Source organism: Vibrio sp. E150_011, assembly GCF_053544015.1.
This window is the reverse complement of record NZ_JBHFOL010000001.1, coordinates 448,625-466,361: the sequence shown is the minus strand read 5'-3', so window position 1 is coordinate 466,361 and position 17,737 is coordinate 448,625. Positions and strand designations below refer to the sequence as shown.

Genomic DNA, 17,737 nt, shown 5'->3' with positions numbered 1-17,737 from the left:
AGTTTTCATCTTTGGTGGTGTTAGCTGTTTATACATATAGCTCATAGATAGCGGTATATTCGATTAGCTTGTTTATATTGATAAGAGTCTGTGTATTTGTCACCGAACTGTTGTTGTTATGCTGACGGGGAAGCATAAAACTATCACCGTCATCATAACCAACCCTTGAACTCATCGATGAACTAACGAATTAACAGCAAAGGCACCCGACTGTTTGCCAGTACTTGCGTTGTATTGCTCCCAACAAAAAACTGCCTGAGTTTAGTGTGCCCGTAAGCACCCATCACCATCATACCGACCTGGTGTTGTTGCTGATAATCGAGGAGTGCTTGGTCTATGGGGCCTTCGAGTATCGCTTCTTGTACGTTAATCCCGACTCGTTGCAGTTCGCTGAGCGCTTGTTCAAACGCCGCGCTTTTTTTGCCTGAATCATCAACCATGACTAAATGACAATCTAGCCCTTTGAGCAAGGGTGTACTGATGGCTTTTGCAATGATCTTTTCACTAATTGGACTGCCGTCAAAAGCAATAAGGTACGAATCTGGACGTTGAAATTTGTTGCTGACCACTAAGATATGAGCTTTGATTGAGCGAATCACGCTTTCGAGCTGAGAGCCGATGGCGCTAACATTCTCATTCTCTTGCTCAGATTTAGCAATGACAAGGACTCGAAGCTCGTCTTCTAGATCCAAGAGATTGTCTAAGAGACTGCCGTGACGTTGTAGTTTACTGACATTAACCACACCTTCATTGGACGCCCATGCTGTCGCATCTTCAAGTAATTTATTGCTATGTCTAAGCATTATCTTGCTGCGAGCTTCGTCAAGTTCCGCCAGTTCTGCGAGCAGTTCCTCTTGGCTGCCTAAGCCTATTTGCCCCGATAGTTCGCTGGGAACGGGGCGTGTCGTTTTATCAATGGCGTTAAACAGAATTAGTGGTGCATCAATGGTTTTCGCGACCCAAGCGCTGGCTTTGCAGGTCGAGAGAGTAGGACTAATTCCATTAATACAAGCAATTACGTTTTTCATTTTTGTCTCCTCTAATGTCCAGCCAGTAATTTTTCAACTTCTTCTGGTTTATCGTGCACACCAAATTTGTCGACGATAGTCGTGGTGGCTTGATTCATACCAATGAGATTGACGTGAGTTCCTTCACGGCGAAACTTCACGACAACCTTATCTAATGCCGATACTGAGGTGACATCCCAAAAGTGAGCGGCTGATAGATCGATGGTGACGGTTTGTATCACTTCCTTAAAGTCAAAGGACTCAATAAACTTATCGGAAGAAGCAAAAAATATTTGCCCAATAACCTTATATTCTCGAACTGTATCTTCAGTCTTATGATTTTTTATTACCATCATTCGGCTGATTTTATTGGCAAAAAACAAGGATGCGAGTAATACGCCGACAAGAACACCAATGGCTAGATTATGTGTTGCAACGACAATACAAACTGTCGACAACATAACAATATTGGTTGATAGAGGGTGTTTTTTTAGATCGGTAACTGAGCGCCATGAGAAGGTGCCAATAGCGACCATGATCATGACGGCGACAAGCGCTGCCATTGGGATTTGTTTTAGCCATGGGCCGAGGAAAACGACCATGATTAATAAAAATACACCGGCTGATAGGGTCGATAACCGTCCGCGTCCTCCTGATTTTATGTTGATCATGGATTGACCAATCATGGCACATCCGGCCATCCCGCCTAGGAAACCAGTAAAAATATTAGCAATGCCTTGGCCTTTACATTCTTGGTTCTTGTCGCTGCTCGTATCAGTGAGATCATCGACAATAGTGGCAGTCATCATTGATTCCAACAAACCGACCACAGAAAGTGCGATCGCATATGGGAAGATAATCAATAATGTTTCTAGATTTAGAGGGACATCTGGCCAAAGGAAGATAGGCAAGGTGTCAGGTAAGTTGCCCATGTCACCGACAGTACGTACATCAATACCAAAAGCGATGGTGACCACCGTTAAAGTGATAATACAGATTAACGGGGATGGAATGACTTTGCCAATGATAGGCACGTAAGGGAAAAGGTAAATAATACCAAGACCTGCGGTCGTCATCGCGTAGACATGCCAGGTGACGTGAGTTAGCTCAGGTAATTGAGCCATGAAAATCAAAATGGCCAAGGCATTCACGAAACCGGTGACCACGGAGCGGGAGACGAAGCGCATTAAGCTACCGAGTTTTAAGTAACCCGCCACGATCTGCAGCACGCCAGTCAATACAGTGACAGCAAGCAAGTACTCTAGGCCATGTTCTTTGACTAGCGTCACCATTAATAGGGCCATTGCCCCTGTCGCTGCGGATATCATTCCAGAGCGCGCGCCAGTAAAGGCGATAACAACGGAAATACTAAAGGAAGCATAAAGCCCAATTTTAGGGTCAACACCAGCAATAATGGAAAAAGCGATGGCTTCTGGGATTAACGCTAGGGCAACAACGATGCCTGCGAGTAAGTCGCCACGGACGTTAGACATCCAATCAAGTTTGAAGTTTTTTAACATTGAATTCTCAATTTTTGCACAGGAAAACGCACCAGAGGAAGATCTGGAGTGCATCTTGTGCTTCTTTTGATAAAATTTTGGCGCGGAAAAGTAGCCTAAAAAAGGCAAATAATTAACAAGCGCAAAGAGTGAGCAAGATACTAGAGATTAGTATTGTGCTTAGATTAGCAATGAGAGCTATGGGGGATGGAGCGGTTAAGGCGGCGTAATTGACACGGTTGTTAACATCCTCTTACATTATTGACGTGGCGACTATACGGCAATGTTTTTTCAAAGGCAATGATAGTTTGCTAAGTGAGGATGATTGTAAATACGGTGATTGGTCTTGTCATATTCTGACGGTTCTACATTCTATGTTTCCTTCTCCCGATAAATCGACCGATCTCCTGTCGTAATATCCCTGATCGTAACCCACCAAGAAAAACTTAGAAATAATGTATCCTTTGGGAGATTCAAACGTGTTGTCTGTAGTGATGACTATTTTGAAGGCAAAACGATGTTTGAAGTGTTCACCAAATTAGCGGATTGGTTTACGTACACTCTTTTCGGACTAAAACCTGATGTCCCTCTCTGGGCCGGAGTCCATTTTTTTATTGAAGATACCAGCAAAATACTGGTGCTTTTGGTATGCCTTATCTATGTCATCTCCTATCTACGTGCGAGTCTAAGTGTAGAAAAAGTACGTGACTATTTAAAAGGGCAGCATCGTGGTGTTGGGTATTTACTTGGTTCGTTTTTTGGCGCCGTCACCCCATTTTGTTCTTGTAGCTCCATTCCTCTGTTTATGGGGTTTGTTTCAGCGCGTATCCCGATTGGTGTCACTATTGCGTTTCTTATTACGTCACCGCTTATCAATGAAGTCGTCGTTATCATGCTTGGCAGCATCCTCGGCATTAAATTTACGCTAATGTACGTCGCGATCGGTATGGTATTAGGGGTGTTGGCGGGTTACGTGTTGGATATGTGTCGAGCCCATCGATGGCTACAACCGTTTCTGGCGAAAGCGTATCAACAAGATGAGCATCCGGGAGAGACCACATCGCCTGAGCTTGACGTCGCAGTGATGACTTATAAGACTCGCCACGACTTTGCAGTAAATGAAACGAGCAGCATTGTGAAGCGTATCTGGAAGTGGGTGATTATTGGCGTTGGTTTAGGTGCATTTATACATGGATTTGTGCCCGCGCAATGGTTTGAACAAAACCTCGCCAATGGTCAATGGTGGACAGTGCCCCTAGCGACATTAAGTGCCATTCCTATCTACACCAACGCATCGGGCGTTGTTCCTATTATGGCGTCATTGATTGATAAAGGCATGCCGCTGGGTACCACATTGGCTTTTTGTATGGGGGCCGTAGCCGTAAGTGTGCCTGAATTTATTATGCTAAAGCAGGTCATGCAATATCGATTACTCGTGGTGATCGTGGGGTACCTGTTTATCGCTATTTCTATCACAGGATGGCTGTTCAATGCCTATTACTAAATGAGTTTAACGGAGGTTATAATGAAAATTGTACAAGTTTATGGTTCTGGTTGTAAAAATTGCACAATAACCGCGCAGCGTATTGCGCAAGTCGCTAATGATCTTGGTCAGCAGGTTGACGTGCAAAAAGTGACGAGTTTACAGGCGATTATGGAGGCCGGTATTGTGAGTACACCTGGGATTGGTATCGATGGTGTCGTAAGGCATACGGGTTCAGTGCCTAGTGTTGAAAAAGTGCGAGAAATACTGGCTTAAAACAATCTAATCGCAATGGTTATTAATGCTGATTTATTTATTCAGAGTAAGCATCGTACTGCCTAGCTAAATGGTAGGGCGGTGTCTTACTAAGGGGGGGGGCCGATGAAATGTTTAATGAAGGCATGGCAAGAAACAGAGCCAATGCTTTATGGCTGGTTAATGAAACAGACTCAAAGTCAGTATGATACTGAAGACATCATGCAAGATGTTTTCTTAAAGGCAATGTCCAATAGTGAGCGTTTTTGTACTCTGGAAGACAGTCAATCGTGGTTGTTTAGGGTAACCAAAAATCACCTTATTGATCGTTTTCGTCGTAAAATTAATAATGAAGATATTGGGGATCTTGCGGCTCCCGATACGGTGTTACCTGTCATGACTCAGCTGCAAACTTGCCTACCGCGCCTTCTGCCTGAGCTAACACCACCAGATAGACACATTATTGAGGCGTGTGACTTAAATGGCCTCACGCAAAGAGAATATGCTGAAAAGAATGGTTTGAGTCTTCCTGCTGCCAAGGCTCGCTTGCGCCGTGCGCGTTTTGAATTGAAAGAAAAGCTGATTAATGAGTGTCAGGTTAAACAAGATGACCATAGAGTATGCAGCTTTAAACGTCTTAGAGAATAAGGAACGAGATTGTCAGACCACCGGCTTTTTTGGTGTAGTCTACTTGTGACCGAGCCTAGATGCACCGACGCAAATAACGGACTTTACTGAACAGAAATGCGCATAGATACGAGAGAAAAAAAGCCAACAGTGCCACTAAAGGTATGTAAACAGATACGTCCATTTTGTCGAGTAGCCATCCCTCGCCTTGAGAAGATATTAGTTTAATAAACAGTGGATGAATCAGATAGATGCCAAAGCTCAATTGAGTGAGTTGACTCAATTTCAGGTCATAGTTGAAATGCTCTTTAACTAAGAAGAAACACGCAATAGATACCGCAACGACATTGATACTCAAATATGAATAGAAATAAAGATGTGTGACAAAGTAGCTACCAAGTGCCGTTAAAAATAAGCCAGCAATAAAAATTGCTAAGCATCTATTTTTATTAGGCTTTACGTCATATTTTGCGATGTATCCACCTAAGCAAAAGTAGCCTATGTAATTTAAGAAGTCATTGGTGAAAAGGCTCACTTTGGCACTCAAATCAAAATACAATAGAACAATGTTTGCAAGCGAAGACAGCATGGCTAAAGCAAAGCTGACGCTGATAAAAAGAAAGAACTCTTTTCTTGTGATCGAATTTATAATCACTCTTAGGAGTGGCGTTACCAGGTACAAGAATGGAATCATGAAAAGATACCAAAGATGGTAATACGGCTCTCCGAGCGCCCACCCTTTTGCAACGGTAAAATACGCGATGGACATATCGCCTCGCATGTAGAACTTTATTAGTACCCAAAGAGAATAAAATAAAGACCAAAACACGAGCGGAATGAGAATTTTACGGATTCTTTTTTTGAAAAAAACGACATTGGATTCAGTTTTATTGAGTAAAAAATATCCGCTAATCATCACAAATAAGGGAATGCACCACATAGTGATTGACGCGTAAAGGTTGCCAGCCCACCAACTGCCGCTTCCATATAGCGGGTTCATGATGTCTATATCACTGACAAAGCCTGAAGCGACGTGCAATAAAACAACAGCGAATACAGAAAACACACGTAAGTTATCAGCCCACACAAACAAATCCTCTAAAGTTTTCCAAAGTTTATCACCAAAGGTGGACTAGATAGAGAAAGGAAGCGGGTTTTCTTAGACGATAATGCAGGGGAAGTGTTGTTGAGTGGCTTTCGCAATACTAAGGCCGCGTGACCGGCCTTAGTATTGATAGGTGCGTACTCTTTATTTTGCCACGCTAGGTTCTTTCACTGCGTTAAGATATTTCACTGCTATGGATTATTTCGCAGTTACTATTAATTCGTCGTGACTGGCTTTGCCGTTGGTGATTCAGCAATCATTTGGGCTAATACACATTTTAATACCGCGTAGTCATACTTTTGTTCGAAGTGCTCATGGAGCGGCTTCAGTTTTCTTTCTGTAAGCGTGTTGAGTGTGATTGCTTGCTCTTTGATGGCGTTCATCTCTGAATCGGGTAATTCGATAACCTGCTCGAGTTTACATGCACCTGTTTCAATCGCGACGGCCAAATGGGCGAGTACCGTCGCAATTTTAATATTACGCGTTTGAGCAATGTCGTCAGCACTTGAGCCTTCCTTGAGCATTGTTAATGTCACTAACTCAGTGTCGCTAAGTGCTGGCTCATCATCAGTTTTAGGCGTGATAACAGAGATAAACTGTTGACCGTACTTGTTGATTTTTGTCTCGCCAAAACCTGAAATATGAGTGAGCTCACTCAATGCGAGAGGGCGTTCCGTCGCTAAGGCTTCTAATGTCGCATCGTGACAAATCATATACGCAGGGATTTGTTGCTCGGATGCCAGCATTGCTCGCACCTCTTTTAGGGCGTTAAATTGCTTAGTGTCAGCAAGTGATAAACCTGAACGCGTGTGTTTTTTTGCCGTCTTTTTACTTGCAGATGCGCTTCGCAGCGTTCTTAGCTGAATGGGTTGCTGGCCTTTTAGAAAAGGACGGCAGGTTTCGGTTAACCGTAGGCTGCCATGCTGACCGTGCACCTCAAGTAAATTCATCGCGAGTAGCTGCCTAAAGACACCTTGCCATTGCTTCGCATTTAGCTCTGTGCCAATACCAAATGTTGACAAGGTGTTGTGTTGATTTTGTTCAATTCTTTGATCACTTTTGCCCAGAAGAATATTGATAAGATAACTTGCGCCAAAGCGTTGCTCGGTTCTAAATACTGTAGAAAGCGCCTTTTGTGTTGCCTGTAAGCCATCCCAAGTGTCTGGTGGCGACAGGCAGTTGTCACAATTTCCACAAGGCTCTTCTAGGGTTTCGCCAAAATAGGCGAGTAGGGATTGTCGACGACAAGTGGCGAGATCACAGTAGCCCAGTAGTGAGTTGAGCTTTTGGATAGAGGTAAATTTAAATTGTTCTGATGCGTCAGAGTTTTGTACCATTTGGCGCTGTAACACCATATCTTGCATACCAAACGCCATCCAGGCATTGGCTGGCAGACCATCACGCCCAGCACGTCCAGTTTCTTGATAATAAGCTTCAATACTTTTGGGTAGGCTTAAGTGAGCAACAAAACGAACGTCAGGTTTATCTATCCCCATGCCGAATGCGATGGTGGCGACAATAATAATGCCATCTTCCCGCAAAAAGCGTTGCTGATTAAGCGCTCGTTGTTCATTAGACATGCCGGCGTGATAAGGCAGCGCTTGTTTGCCTAAATCACTCAACCATTTTGCTGTTTCCTCCACTTTTTTACGTGAGAGGCAATAGATGACCCCAGCATCATTAGCATGATGTGTTTCAATTAAAGACCACAGTTCTTGCTTGGCATTACTCAAATCAGAGACTTGGTATTGGATGTTTGGTCTATCGAAACTGTGTACAAATAGGCGGGCATCTTGCAGGGCAAGCTGCTCAATGATCTCGTCACGAGTGCGGTGGTCTGCTGTTGCCGTGAGTGCGATTCGCGGAACCGCTGGGAAACGTGCCTTTAGAACACTAAGCTTTTGATACTCGGGTCTGAAATCATGCCCCCATTGACTGACACAGTGCGCCTCATCGATGGCAAACAACGAAATATGAGTTTGTTCTAAAAGCGATAGTGTTCGCTCTAAAAGTAATCTTTCTGGCGCGACGTATAAAATTTGTATCTCACCCATCCGCACCTGTTGTTCAACCGCTTGTTGATCGTAGGGGCTAAGGGATGAATTTAAGTATGCTGCCTTCACACCAATCTGATGCAGTGCCTCGACTTGATCTTGCATCAGTGCGATCAGCGGAGATACGACGACCCCCACACCGTCACGAAGGATAGCCGGAATTTGATAACACAGCGATTTACCGCCACCGGTTGGCATCAGTGTCATGACATCTTGCCCTGAGACTAATGCATCGATGATCGCTTCTTGTTGATGACGAAAATCATCATAACCAAATAGGGATTTGAGTAATTGTTTTGGGGTCATGGTCGGCAATTGGAATAGGTTGATACGTTAAGTTTCGCAATCTGGCGCGCGGTTTTCAAGCGCTGTGAAAGTTTGTTTGCGATGACTCGCGTTAACATGATGATTCAGTGTCGATAAAGTAGTAAAAGAGGTTATGTCGTTGAGGGGGTAACAGCGGGAAGAGTGTCGGGCTTAGCTTGGCATGTAAGCCCGACATTTACGGAGCTTTGGAATACAGAGCGTTTCCATCGCATACCACGCCTTTAAATACGTGGCACTTTTTTAGACACGGAGTGATGGAAAAGTTCCTCAGCTCCGTATCAAAAAGTGATTAAAGACCTTTGATGTTTTCTACTTCAAGTTCGTTGAAGTATTTCACTGTCTTCACTTTCAATTCTTGTTGCGCCGCTTCATCTGCAACGATGATGGCTTTACGGTGCATTTGAAGTGCCGTTACTGTCCACATGTGGTTTACAGAGCCTTCAACTGCCATTTGCAGAGCAACCGCTTTGTTATGACCAAGCGTTAGGATCATCACTTCTTCGGCATCAAGCAGAGTCGCTACGCCGATTGTCAATGCGTACTTAGGTACCTGGCTGATATCGTTGTCGAAGAAACGAGAGTTTGCGATACGAGTATCTTCAGTCAGTGTTTTGATACGAGTACGTGAAGCAAGTGAAGAACCTGGTTCATTGAACGCGATATGCCCATCGATGCCAACGCCACCCATGAATAGGTTGATTTTACCATATGAACGCATTTTTTCTTCGTAAGCCGCACAGTGCGCATCGATATCGTCAGCTTGACCGTTAAGAAGGTTAATGTTTTCTTCTTGTACATCAACGTGGTTGAAGAAGTTGTTGTACATGAAAGAACGGTATGACTCTGGGTGATTAGGATCGATTCCTACGTACTCATCCATGTTGAAGGTCACAACGTGTTTGAAGCTCACTTCGCCAGCATTATAAAGCGCAATCAATGCTTTATAAGTTGATAGAGGCGTGCCACCAGTAGGTAAACCAAGAACAAATGGCTTGTCTGCTGTTGGTTTGAAAGCGTTAATGCGCTCAGCGATATGACGTGCTGCCCATTTACCTACTTGATCTGCTTTTTGTAATGGAATAAGTCTCATGGTCTTCCCCTAATAGAAAATTTTGTGTGTGCTGAAACATTAATTCGCATTATAAAATAAGTTTTTCGAGTCGGCTATTACTTTTCAGTGAATTTTGTGTTTTTTCTTGATCAAGATCGCTAATGTGACGAAATTCTTATTGGTTGGTAACGTTATAGCGTGTATTTGTCTGCTAATTTTTGACAGTAAATAAAGTGCAACCGCTTAAGAAGAAAGGTGTATCAGGATAACGGTTACTGATGTTGTGGTTACTCGTCAACAATTCGAATGCAACGTTTTGTCCTGTGAAATGCCTGTAGTGTGTTGTACTGAGTGAGTTTGGGGTAATTAGTCATCCCGACGGTGAGGATAAATTATCAACGACTCTGATCGACTTGTTTTTATCTCGCGTAAGCATGCAATGAAAACTCAACAACACGATAGAAAAGGAAGACAACATGTTTAAGCGAATGACAGCACTTTTTACTCTAATGATGGCCTCTTTTGCATTTATGAGTGGGGCGCATGCAAACCATCACGGGATGAAGAAAGACATCGTTGATGTGGCGGCAGAAAATGGCTCATTTACTACCTTGGTGGCGGCAGTTAAAGCGGCGGGTCTGGTGGAAACGCTGAAAGGAAAGGGGCCTTTCACGGTCTTTGCTCCTACGGATGCCGCGTTTGCCAAACTCCCTGACGGCACTATTGATATGCTGCTCAAGCCGGAAAACAAAGACAAGCTTGTCGCGATTCTCACCTATCATGTTGTCCCTGGTAAAGTCATGGCATCAGATGTGGTAGCGCTGACGAGTGCAGACACCGTACAAGGAGAAGCGGTAGCGATAAGCGTGGTAGACGGGAAAGTCATGGTCAATAACGCGCAGGTTGTGGCAACAGATGTTGAAGCCAGTAACGGCGTTATTCATGTTATTGATACTGTTTTAATGCCGAAATAAATCGCGATACCGCTAGAGAACGTTAATACGGTTAACCGTTGGTATGTCTCTCGCAGTTGAAAATATATAGCGACACCTACAAGCAATAAGCGCATCCAATTGAGTGGATGCGCTTTTTTATAGAGAGTAGTGGTCTAGCTATATTGCGTTGCTTTGTTCGTCGATAAGTAACCTATAGTAACTGCTCGTTAGCGGTCACTTTTACATCGACATTACCGCGTAACGCGTTGGAGTATGGGCAAACTTGATGGGCAACTCGTACTAACTCTACAGCAGCCGATGTTTCCATATCCAATGTCACTTCCAGTGCCACATCTAATACAAACCCGCCTTGGTCGTTTGCTTTCAGTGCGACGGTCGCTTTAGTTGGAGCTTCATGCAATGCGATTTTTTGCTGTTGAGCAATGTGCAAAATAGCATTTGAAAAACAAGCGGAATAACCTGCGGCAAATAGCTGTTCTGGGTTAGTTGCTTCACCCGTTCCGCCTAATTGTTTTGGGTAAGACAAAGCGAGATCCAGCATGCCATCGTCCGTTTTTACTTGTCCGTTTCGGCCTGCTAGTGCGGTTGCAGAAGTCGTATATAAAGCGCTCATAAAGATGTTTCCCTTTGTTCTTATCGGAGTTCGATTGAATTTTTATTTTGAATCTAGTGACGTCGTATCAAGTGTCGCTGTTCTTATTTGGATTGTCATCAACTAGGTTGTGCACAAACTATATTGCCAAATCAATATGAATGCAAGTATATTGTGCACAACTTAATTTTCATTGGCTCACGATAATGGATAACAATAACCCAGATAATTTGGATCTAGACAAGCAGGTATGCTTTGCTCTTTACAGTGCGAGCAATGCATTAATCAGAGCCTATCGCCCGATACTTGATGCGTTGGACTTGACGTATTTACAGTACATGTCGATGTTGGTGTTGTGGAAAAAATCGCCGATGAATGTCAAAAATATCAGTCAGGACTTGCGAATCGACTCTGGTACGTTGACCCCGTTGCTGAAACGTTTAGAGCACAAGGGTTTAATATTGCGTAAACGAAGTGAAATCGATGAGCGTGCGAGACTTATCTCCCTTACCGATCAAGGCTGGGCCCTCAAAGATCAAGCCTTAGCTGTGCCTTCGGCTATTGGGTGCAAAGCTAAATTATCCTTGGATGATGCTCTCGAGCTTAAACGGCTTTGTGATCGATTGACTGAAAATTTGGCAGGCTAGAACATGGATTTTGAAAGACTCTCTCGAATTAGCTTTAAACATTTGACAGCGCTGCACGTGATGTTAGATACCAACAGTGTGACGAAATCTGCCGATGTTTTATTGGTAACTCCATCAAGCGTGAGCAAAACCATTGCTCAATTGCGCGAGATTTTGAGTGATGAGCTGTTCTATCGCGATGGCACTCAGCTTACCCCGACCAGGTACGCATTAAAGATTGCCCCATTGGTGCATTCAATGTTGGCCAGTATGAACGGTTTGCTGAATAAAACGAATTTCGAGCCGCAACGGTTTGAAGGGCGTTTTTCGTTGTCAATGCGTGAAAGTACCTTTGAGCTGTTTGCCCAGCCCCTCGCTCACTTGACGAATGACTGCATCCCTAACGCCAAGCTGAATATTTTAACCAAAGCCAAATATGGCTTTGATGCATTAATGAGTGGGCAAGTAGATTTTATTATTCTGCCTCATGATGTGAGTCAGCCCCCAACGAATATGAAGGATTTGGTGTGGGAACCCATCCTTGAAGATGACTTTGTTTGTCTAATGTCCCCAGACCATCCTTTGGCTGATCAGCCGTTGACAATTGAAGCCTACTTGAATAGCCAACATGTTGGCATTACCGACTCTGAGCTGAATCGCCCTTATTTTGAGCAAGCGCTTCGTCAAACGCACCGCGCTCGTGATGTGAAAGTGATGCTACCAGATTTTGGGTCTGCGGCGATTTTGTGTCGACAATCGGAGCTGCTATTTACTTGCTCTAAGCGATGGGCAGATGTTGCGATGCAAGCCAAAGGACTGGTCGTGAAACCTGCGCCGTTTGAGTATGGAAAGTTGGGATACAGTTTGGTGTGGAACAAGGCCAGTATCAATGATCATGCGATTCAATGGTTATGCAACTACCTAAGAGGGTTGATAGAAAATTGCAGGGCAACGGAGAACGACAAGGATAGTGAGGCGTAATATTGGATTAGGCATGGGACAATCGGAAATAAACACCGTTGCATAATCCCGCTTTTGCCCGTAGTGTAGGTAATGTTCATTTATGGAGAATCAAATGATAATTCGTGTGACTTACCTCTGGCTCATTCTGCTTATACCTGTAGCCCGGTAGGTAACACTGTGCCTGGCTACGAGTAACGTAGTGAGGCAAGCCAACCTTATTAATTTCTCGTAGCCCAATAAAAGTAAAAGGGAGACGAGAATGACGATAACCAGCAAGCCGATTGACGGTAGCCATCGCTCAAGCACTGGCATCAACTCAACTGCACATACTAGTTCAGGTGCGATCAGCCGCTCTAAGGCCATGGTTCCGGCTAAATCCAGATCTCGTATATTAACTGGAATTTTTCTTGCGCTGCTGGGTGCGACATTATTTTCGCTTAAACCAATCCTCATTAAAATTGCCTTTCAATATGGCGGCGATACGACTTCTATCATGTCGTTACGTGCCATTAGTTCCTTGCCGTTTTATCTGTTGATATTGATTTTATTGTGTCGCTCGAATGATCAAAGAGCGCGAGTGAAAAAAGAAGGTTGGAAAGCCGCTGCCTTAGGTGTGTTGGGATACTATTGTGCCAGTTATCTGGATATTGAAGCGTTGAACACTATCTCCGCTCAGTTAGAGCGTTTGCTATTGTTTTTATTTCCAAGCTTTGTGGTGCTTATCTCTTGGGTGTTTTTAAAGAAAAAACCGTCTAAAAATATCGTCACCGCCGTCGTGATTGGATACAGCGGAATCGTGTTAATTGTGGCTCATGATGTATCTTCATTCGGTAATGAGGTATGGGTAGGCAGTGCACTCGCGGTGTGCTCGGCAATAACGTTTGCTTGTTATCTAATTTTGAGCAAGCCGGTGATTACGACATTAGGAAGCAACGCTTTTACTAGTATCGGGATGGGTAGTGCAGGAGTGGCCATATTGATTCACTTGCAATTATCTCAAGCGGATACCACGCAATGGAGTCCTGAGCTGGTGGCTTTAGGTATCGCCTTAGGCTTGTTCTGCACCGTGATTCCGTCTTACCTAATGGCAGGGGCAATGGCGAGATTGAGTGCAACCGAATTCAGTCTCACGGCTAATATTGGACCCGTTATTACCGCTGTCGCAGCGGTGATGGTTCTTGGCGAGCAATTTACAATTTTCCATGGCGTCGGCATGGTGCTCGTGATTGTGTCGGTATACTGGATGAGTAGACCTGCAGTAACCAAAAATAGGAATGAAGAATACGATAAGCGTTGAATGGCTGTGCCCTAGCACTGTGGCTCAGTCTAGGGCACGATGCACTCTACCAAGCGCCGCCAAATTGGATGTACGTGGTCCACTCTTCTGGGCCTTTAGCAACATCAATACCCATGCGTAAACCCAGTTGTCGGGCAAGCAAGTAACGGAATCCGCCGCCACGAGTATAGTGTACCTTAGCATCACGGATACTCTGATCATGGTCAAAGGCGGTACCGGCACCAGCGAATGCCAAAACCGTCCATCGTTCATCAACATCGTAACTCAGTTCAACCTCGCCTAATGCCGTGTTGTCGGCTTGATAGCGCATCGCTGCGATACCACGCATGTCCACAAACGGTTTAGCGTAAATAGACTCCGGAACGCCCAGTCCTTCGGAAACAGACTTAGCATCTGCTCTTAAACCTAGCCCCCATTTCTGAGATAGTCGACGGTAGTTGTGCACGTAAGCATGATATTTCTCGTAATTCGAACTTCCGCCAAATGCTTTGCGGTGATGATCAACCTGAAACTGAGCCTTGGTACCCTCACGAGGCGCAAACTGGTTATTGCGGCTGTCATAAGAGATTCGCCATCCGAGTCGTCCGTCTGTACTGCTGTCGGAGAGATCACTGTTGTTCGCCAAGGTAATATCAGAAGACATATAGCTATAGCTACCACCAACAAAGAAGTCAGTGTCACCCAATCGGACATCAAGATCTTGGAAGAAATAGGTGCCTTGGATACTCAGATCCATCGGTGCCATTTCTGGGGCGTAATACTTTAGGTTGAACTTTGCGCCAAATAAACCACCGAGATATCTCACTTTATCGTTGAGCCAATTGCCAGAATGAAACCCGCCGTACATATTGGTGCCGTTAGTGGTACCTAAGGCCATGACACCGGAAACACTCGCTGGGATATCACCCACATGTTCCCCTGATAGACGTTTCTCTTTGCGCTCTTCTGATTCATGGAAAAATAACAATGCAGCCCCGCCACCAAACCCTACCGCAGGGTCGGTAATCGTGAGTGGCACTGGTAGGAAACCGGCGGCGTTATCGAGAATGAATTGGCTAGCGTCAAGGCGTCCGTCCTCTGGGTCAATAAACGAATCCATCATGCTTGCGTTTGTGATTGAGGTCGTACAAGCGGAGACGACCAATAACGAAGTGACCGATAAAGTATTTGAAATTTTCATTGATAGCGATTTCTATAGTTGAAGAGGGACAGCACTCCTTGCACTTATTAAGCATTATAAACCGTGACTTCTCGTCCAAAAGTCAGTGTTGGGTCTATTATTGCTAAATAGTATTAATGTTCAACTATTGGGTATTCGAATAGTGAATGGCTTCTAACTTGATATTAGGTAGGTTTAATCATCTGGTGATTTTCGGCAACACTCAATGATTTCTACCAATGTTGTGATCCCTGTTTTCCATGCGTTATTGTCGTTAAAATTCGCCACGCTAAAACGTAAGCAGTGATTAAATTGTCCTTTCGAACCAAATAAGCTGCCTGGTAAAACGGATATGCCTTGCGCCAAACATTGCTGATAAATACGGTCACAATCTAAATGAGAGGGCAGTGTCAACCAGCACAAAAATGAACCTGATGGGGTCGCAATTGAATATTCACCATTAAAGTGGTTGTTTAGTTGTTCTCGGAGTAGGGCAATGAATTTTGTTAGATTATCTTGATAATGGCGGTTCATTCGTCTGACGTGTTGCTTGTATTTTCCAGTAGATAGGAACTCACCGACAGCAGACTGAATGAGATTTTGACTCCCCATATTGTCACTAATGAGTGAGCGTTCAATCTGTTGGCTGTATTGCCCAGCGATGAGCCAACCGATTCGGATACGGGAATCGAGCGTTTTTGATAGCGACGTGCAATAAATCACGCGGTGTTGGGTATCCAATTGTTTAAGCGAAGGGACCGAGTTGTCATGGCATAATGCGCCAAACACGTCATCTTCTATGATAGGTATATTCTCACTGCTTTGAAGCAATTGTTGACGGGCCTCCAATGGCATAAATGCACCGGTTGGATTGGTGAAATTTGGGGTAACGACAATCGCGGCGACAGGCCATTGCTGTAGTGCGGACTGCAATGACGGAATGTGCATGCCCGATTCCACTGAACTTGGGATTTCTAAGGCTTTTAACCCCAAAGACTCCAACATCAATAAGATACCAAAATAACACGGTGACTCGACCGCAACCGTGTCGCCAGGCACAGTGACTGCGCGCAGTGCTTGGCTGATAGCTTGCTGGGAGCCATTGGTGACGAAGATGGATTCGCCGCTCGGATCGATGCCTTGGTCGATGGAAATGTTAGCAATCTGCTTGAGAAGTTTCTTGTTGCCTGGAGGCAGTTGATAATGGCTCGGTATATGCGATTGGGCACGGCTGTGGCGTCCGATTTCGGCGTATAAACTGCTGATCGCTGGTCCTTCAATGTTGGGATGCGCAGAGCCAGCGGGCATTGATAGAGATTCTCTAGCTTGACCGAGAATCTCTTTTGTCATTGAAAGGAGGTCCACCGTCGTTGGAACAGTCTCGGTGGGCATTGGCGTGACTAATGGAGTGCAGTGACGAATAAAAGCAGGTTGCACGATAAAACCAGAACGATCCTGCGCCGCCACTCTTCCTGTGGCTTCTAGCTCTTGATACGCCCGGATGACCGTATTCTTAGCCACCCCTAACTTGATACTGGTTGCTCGAATAGAAGGGAGTTTATCACCTGAGCTTAACGCACCGTTTTGTACCAATTTTTCAATGTATTCCTCAACGGCTCTAAATCGAGATATTTTTTTAGTATTGATGGCCGGCATGCTCACTCCGTTGATCGTTTTAAAGCTCAGGTTATCTGTACCCATTAAATAACAATAATCTGTATCTTTCGGTAATTTTTGTACCCTGATAATTTAGCATCATCATGGAAAGATTGGCTAGGTAATATCATGTTGAAACGATGCATTCCTTTTATATTTGTTCTTCTCTGGGCATCGGGTTTTGTTGGCGCAAAAATTGGCTTGGTTTATGCCGAGCCAGCAACGCTATTGACGATCCGTATGTTGGGGAACGTCGTGTTATTTTTAATACTGATGTTCGTCCTGAAACGGTCGATACCAACGGGCAAGGCGTTACTCCACTCTTGCGTCGTAGGGATATTGATTCATGGGCTCTATCTTGGTGGTACGTATGAAGCCATTCAATACGGTATGCCTGCGGGATTAAGTGCACTATTGGTTGGAACTCAACCATTATTGACGGCGCTATTGGTGACGATTTTTTCACAACAAGTATTGAAAAGTTCACAATGGCTGGGCTTGATCATTGGTTTTATTGGTATTGGCTGTGTACTGGTCGGTAATATCCATTGGCAAGAGGGGAGTGAAAAGCTGGCGGCGTTTATTTTTGTGTTTGCCGCGCTTTTCGGTATTACCTTAGGTACGTTGTACCAAAAACGATTTTGTCGGGGCGTCGATTTACTTGGCGGTGCGATGGCGCAATACGTGGCTGCGGCGACTCTTTTCATTCCTGTTGCTTTGATGACAGAAACGAGGCAGGTGGATTGGACGTGGGAATTTTCCTTGACCATGGTGTGGTTAGTGGTCGTGCTGTCGGGCATCGCTGTACTGTTGCTGTTGTATATGGTGGAGCATGGAGAATCCTCCAAAGTCGCTTCTGTATTTTACCTAGTTCCACCGGTTGCAGCACTGCAGGCGTGGCTTCTGTTCGGAGAGTCTTTCGACCAATTTGGTCTTCTTGGATTCTGCCTCGCCTCTGCTTCTGTTTATTTAGTGGCGAAAGCGCCAGAATTAAAGAGGAAAAAATCAAAAAATGTGGGTAAAACCATGTCCAAGCAGTATGAAATACGTTAATGTCCGAAGTTCTTAACATCTTATAGT

16 protein-coding genes are annotated in these 17,737 nt (G+C 44.5%); 8 read left to right on the top strand and 8 right to left on the bottom strand.

From position 1 onward, the window contains the following. Positions 1-182: 182 nt before the first annotated feature. Together ACE1OE_RS01940 and ACE1OE_RS01935 are read right to left on the bottom strand one after the other, a co-directional pair. Positions 183-1,028: a universal stress protein gene (locus ACE1OE_RS01940; RefSeq protein ID WP_449209910.1), complete on the bottom strand. Its 846-nt coding sequence runs from the start codon at positions 1,026-1,028 to the stop codon at positions 183-185. An 11-nt stretch (positions 1,029-1,039) separates the two neighbouring features. Then, complete coding sequence (locus ACE1OE_RS01935) at positions 1,040-2,527, bottom strand: SulP family inorganic anion transporter (RefSeq protein ID WP_449209909.1); 1,488 nt, start codon at positions 2,525-2,527, stop codon at positions 1,040-1,042. A 496-nt stretch (positions 2,528-3,023) separates the two neighbouring features. Here ACE1OE_RS01935 and ACE1OE_RS01930 point away from each other — a divergent pair, with 496 nt between their 5' ends. The 3 genes from ACE1OE_RS01930 to ACE1OE_RS01920 all read left to right on the top strand — a co-directional run bounded on the left by ACE1OE_RS01930 (position 3,024) and on the right by ACE1OE_RS01920 (position 4,892). Beyond that, positions 3,024-4,010: a permease gene (locus ACE1OE_RS01930; RefSeq protein WP_449209908.1), complete on the top strand. Its 987-nt coding sequence runs from the start codon at positions 3,024-3,026 to the stop codon at positions 4,008-4,010. Between the two features lie 21 nt (positions 4,011-4,031). After that, complete coding sequence (locus ACE1OE_RS01925) at positions 4,032-4,265, top strand: thioredoxin family protein (RefSeq protein WP_449209907.1); 234 nt, start codon at positions 4,032-4,034, stop codon at positions 4,263-4,265. 117 nt (positions 4,266-4,382) lie between these two features. Further along, entirely contained in the window at positions 4,383-4,892 is a 510-nt protein-coding gene (locus ACE1OE_RS01920; protein WP_449210102.1) for an RNA polymerase sigma factor, read from the top strand. Between the two features lie 55 nt (positions 4,893-4,947). Here the strand turns inward: ACE1OE_RS01920 and ACE1OE_RS01915 are convergent, their stop codons facing one another. The 3 genes from ACE1OE_RS01915 to nagB form a co-directional block, all read right to left on the bottom strand. Beyond that, positions 4,948-5,958, bottom strand: a complete 1,011-nt coding sequence (locus ACE1OE_RS01915) for an acyltransferase (protein ID WP_449209906.1) — start codon at positions 5,956-5,958, stop codon at positions 4,948-4,950. A 233-nt stretch (positions 5,959-6,191) separates the two neighbouring features. After that, positions 6,192-8,336 carry a DNA helicase RecQ gene (gene recQ, locus ACE1OE_RS01910; protein ID WP_449209905.1) on the bottom strand — a complete coding sequence of 715 codons (2,145 nt, stop codon included), beginning with the start codon at positions 8,334-8,336 and terminating at the stop codon, positions 6,192-6,194. 310 nt (positions 8,337-8,646) lie between these two features. Next, the gene (nagB, locus tag ACE1OE_RS01905; protein ID WP_372060182.1) at positions 8,647-9,447 is read right to left on the bottom strand and encodes a glucosamine-6-phosphate deaminase; all 801 of its coding nucleotides are present in this window, start codon (positions 9,445-9,447) and stop codon (positions 8,647-8,649) included. Between the two features lie 437 nt (positions 9,448-9,884). Here nagB and ACE1OE_RS01900 point away from each other — a divergent pair, with 437 nt between their 5' ends. Next, positions 9,885-10,382 (top strand): fasciclin domain-containing protein, encoded by a 498-nt coding sequence (locus ACE1OE_RS01900; RefSeq protein ID WP_372060181.1) that lies wholly within the window; start codon positions 9,885-9,887, stop codon positions 10,380-10,382. Between the two features lie 172 nt (positions 10,383-10,554). Here ACE1OE_RS01900 and ACE1OE_RS01895 read toward each other — a convergent pair whose 3' ends face one another. Continuing rightward, on the bottom strand, positions 10,555-10,977 hold the full coding sequence (locus ACE1OE_RS01895) for an organic hydroperoxide resistance protein (RefSeq protein WP_449209904.1): 423 nt from the start codon (positions 10,975-10,977) through the stop codon (positions 10,555-10,557). A gap of 185 nt (positions 10,978-11,162) precedes the next feature. On the opposite strand from ACE1OE_RS01895, the gene ACE1OE_RS01890 reads away from it, so the two are divergent. From ACE1OE_RS01890 to ACE1OE_RS01880, 3 genes are all read left to right on the top strand, one after another. After that, positions 11,163-11,603 (top strand): MarR family winged helix-turn-helix transcriptional regulator, encoded by a 441-nt coding sequence (locus tag ACE1OE_RS01890; RefSeq protein ID WP_449209903.1) that lies wholly within the window; start codon positions 11,163-11,165, stop codon positions 11,601-11,603. Positions 11,604-11,606: 3 nt separating this feature from the next. Further along, positions 11,607-12,563 carry a LysR family transcriptional regulator gene (locus ACE1OE_RS01885; RefSeq protein WP_449209902.1) on the top strand — a complete coding sequence of 319 codons (957 nt, stop codon included), beginning with the start codon at positions 11,607-11,609 and terminating at the stop codon, positions 12,561-12,563. 343 nt (positions 12,564-12,906) lie between these two features. After that, entirely contained in the window at positions 12,907-13,842 is a 936-nt protein-coding gene (locus ACE1OE_RS01880) for a DMT family transporter (RefSeq protein ID WP_372060203.1), read from the top strand. 46 nt (positions 13,843-13,888) lie between these two features. Here the strand turns inward: ACE1OE_RS01880 and ACE1OE_RS01875 are convergent, their stop codons facing one another. Beyond that, entirely contained in the window at positions 13,889-15,022 is a 1,134-nt protein-coding gene (locus tag ACE1OE_RS01875) for a BamA/TamA family outer membrane protein (RefSeq protein ID WP_449209901.1), read from the bottom strand. 174 nt (positions 15,023-15,196) lie between these two features. Beyond that, complete coding sequence (locus ACE1OE_RS01870; RefSeq protein ID WP_449209900.1) at positions 15,197-16,657, bottom strand: aminotransferase-like domain-containing protein; 1,461 nt, start codon at positions 16,655-16,657, stop codon at positions 15,197-15,199. Between the two features lie 129 nt (positions 16,658-16,786). On the opposite strand from ACE1OE_RS01870, the gene ACE1OE_RS01865 reads away from it, so the two are divergent. After that, the gene (locus ACE1OE_RS01865) at positions 16,787-17,710 is read left to right on the top strand and encodes a DMT family transporter (protein WP_449209899.1); all 924 of its coding nucleotides are present in this window, start codon (positions 16,787-16,789) and stop codon (positions 17,708-17,710) included. The last annotated feature ends 27 nt before the right edge of the window (positions 17,711-17,737 follow it).

What these genes read in the sequence shown, in the direction of transcription:
- ACE1OE_RS01940 (WP_449209910.1), bottom strand. Translation starts at nt 1,028, where the DNA reads ATGAAAAACGTAATTGCTTGTATTAATGGAATTAGTCCTACTCTCTCG.
- ACE1OE_RS01930 (WP_449209908.1), top strand. Translation starts at nt 3,024, where the DNA reads ATGTTTGAAGTGTTCACCAAATTAGCGGATTGGTTTACGTACACTCTT.
- ACE1OE_RS01875 (WP_449209901.1), bottom strand. Translation starts at nt 15,022, where the DNA reads ATGAAAATTTCAAATACTTTATCGGTCACTTCGTTATTGGTCGTCTCC.
- ACE1OE_RS01880 (WP_372060203.1), top strand. Translation starts at nt 12,907, where the DNA reads ATGGTTCCGGCTAAATCCAGATCTCGTATATTAACTGGAATTTTTCTT.
- ACE1OE_RS01865 (WP_449209899.1), top strand. Translation starts at nt 16,787, where the DNA reads ATGTTGAAACGATGCATTCCTTTTATATTTGTTCTTCTCTGGGCATCG.
- nagB (WP_372060182.1), bottom strand. Translation starts at nt 9,447, where the DNA reads ATGAGACTTATTCCATTACAAAAAGCAGATCAAGTAGGTAAATGGGCA.
- ACE1OE_RS01895 (WP_449209904.1), bottom strand. Translation starts at nt 10,977, where the DNA reads ATGAGCGCTTTATATACGACTTCTGCAACCGCACTAGCAGGCCGAAAC.
- ACE1OE_RS01890 (WP_449209903.1), top strand. Translation starts at nt 11,163, where the DNA reads ATGGATAACAATAACCCAGATAATTTGGATCTAGACAAGCAGGTATGC.
- ACE1OE_RS01925 (WP_449209907.1), top strand. Translation starts at nt 4,032, where the DNA reads ATGAAAATTGTACAAGTTTATGGTTCTGGTTGTAAAAATTGCACAATA.
- ACE1OE_RS01935 (WP_449209909.1), bottom strand. Translation starts at nt 2,527, where the DNA reads ATGTTAAAAAACTTCAAACTTGATTGGATGTCTAACGTCCGTGGCGAC.
- recQ (WP_449209905.1), bottom strand. Translation starts at nt 8,336, where the DNA reads ATGACCCCAAAACAATTACTCAAATCCCTATTTGGTTATGATGATTTT.
- ACE1OE_RS01900 (WP_372060181.1), top strand. Translation starts at nt 9,885, where the DNA reads ATGTTTAAGCGAATGACAGCACTTTTTACTCTAATGATGGCCTCTTTT.
- ACE1OE_RS01885 (WP_449209902.1), top strand. Translation starts at nt 11,607, where the DNA reads ATGGATTTTGAAAGACTCTCTCGAATTAGCTTTAAACATTTGACAGCG.
- ACE1OE_RS01920 (WP_449210102.1), top strand. Translation starts at nt 4,383, where the DNA reads ATGAAGGCATGGCAAGAAACAGAGCCAATGCTTTATGGCTGGTTAATG.
- ACE1OE_RS01870 (WP_449209900.1), bottom strand. Translation starts at nt 16,657, where the DNA reads ATGCCGGCCATCAATACTAAAAAAATATCTCGATTTAGAGCCGTTGAG.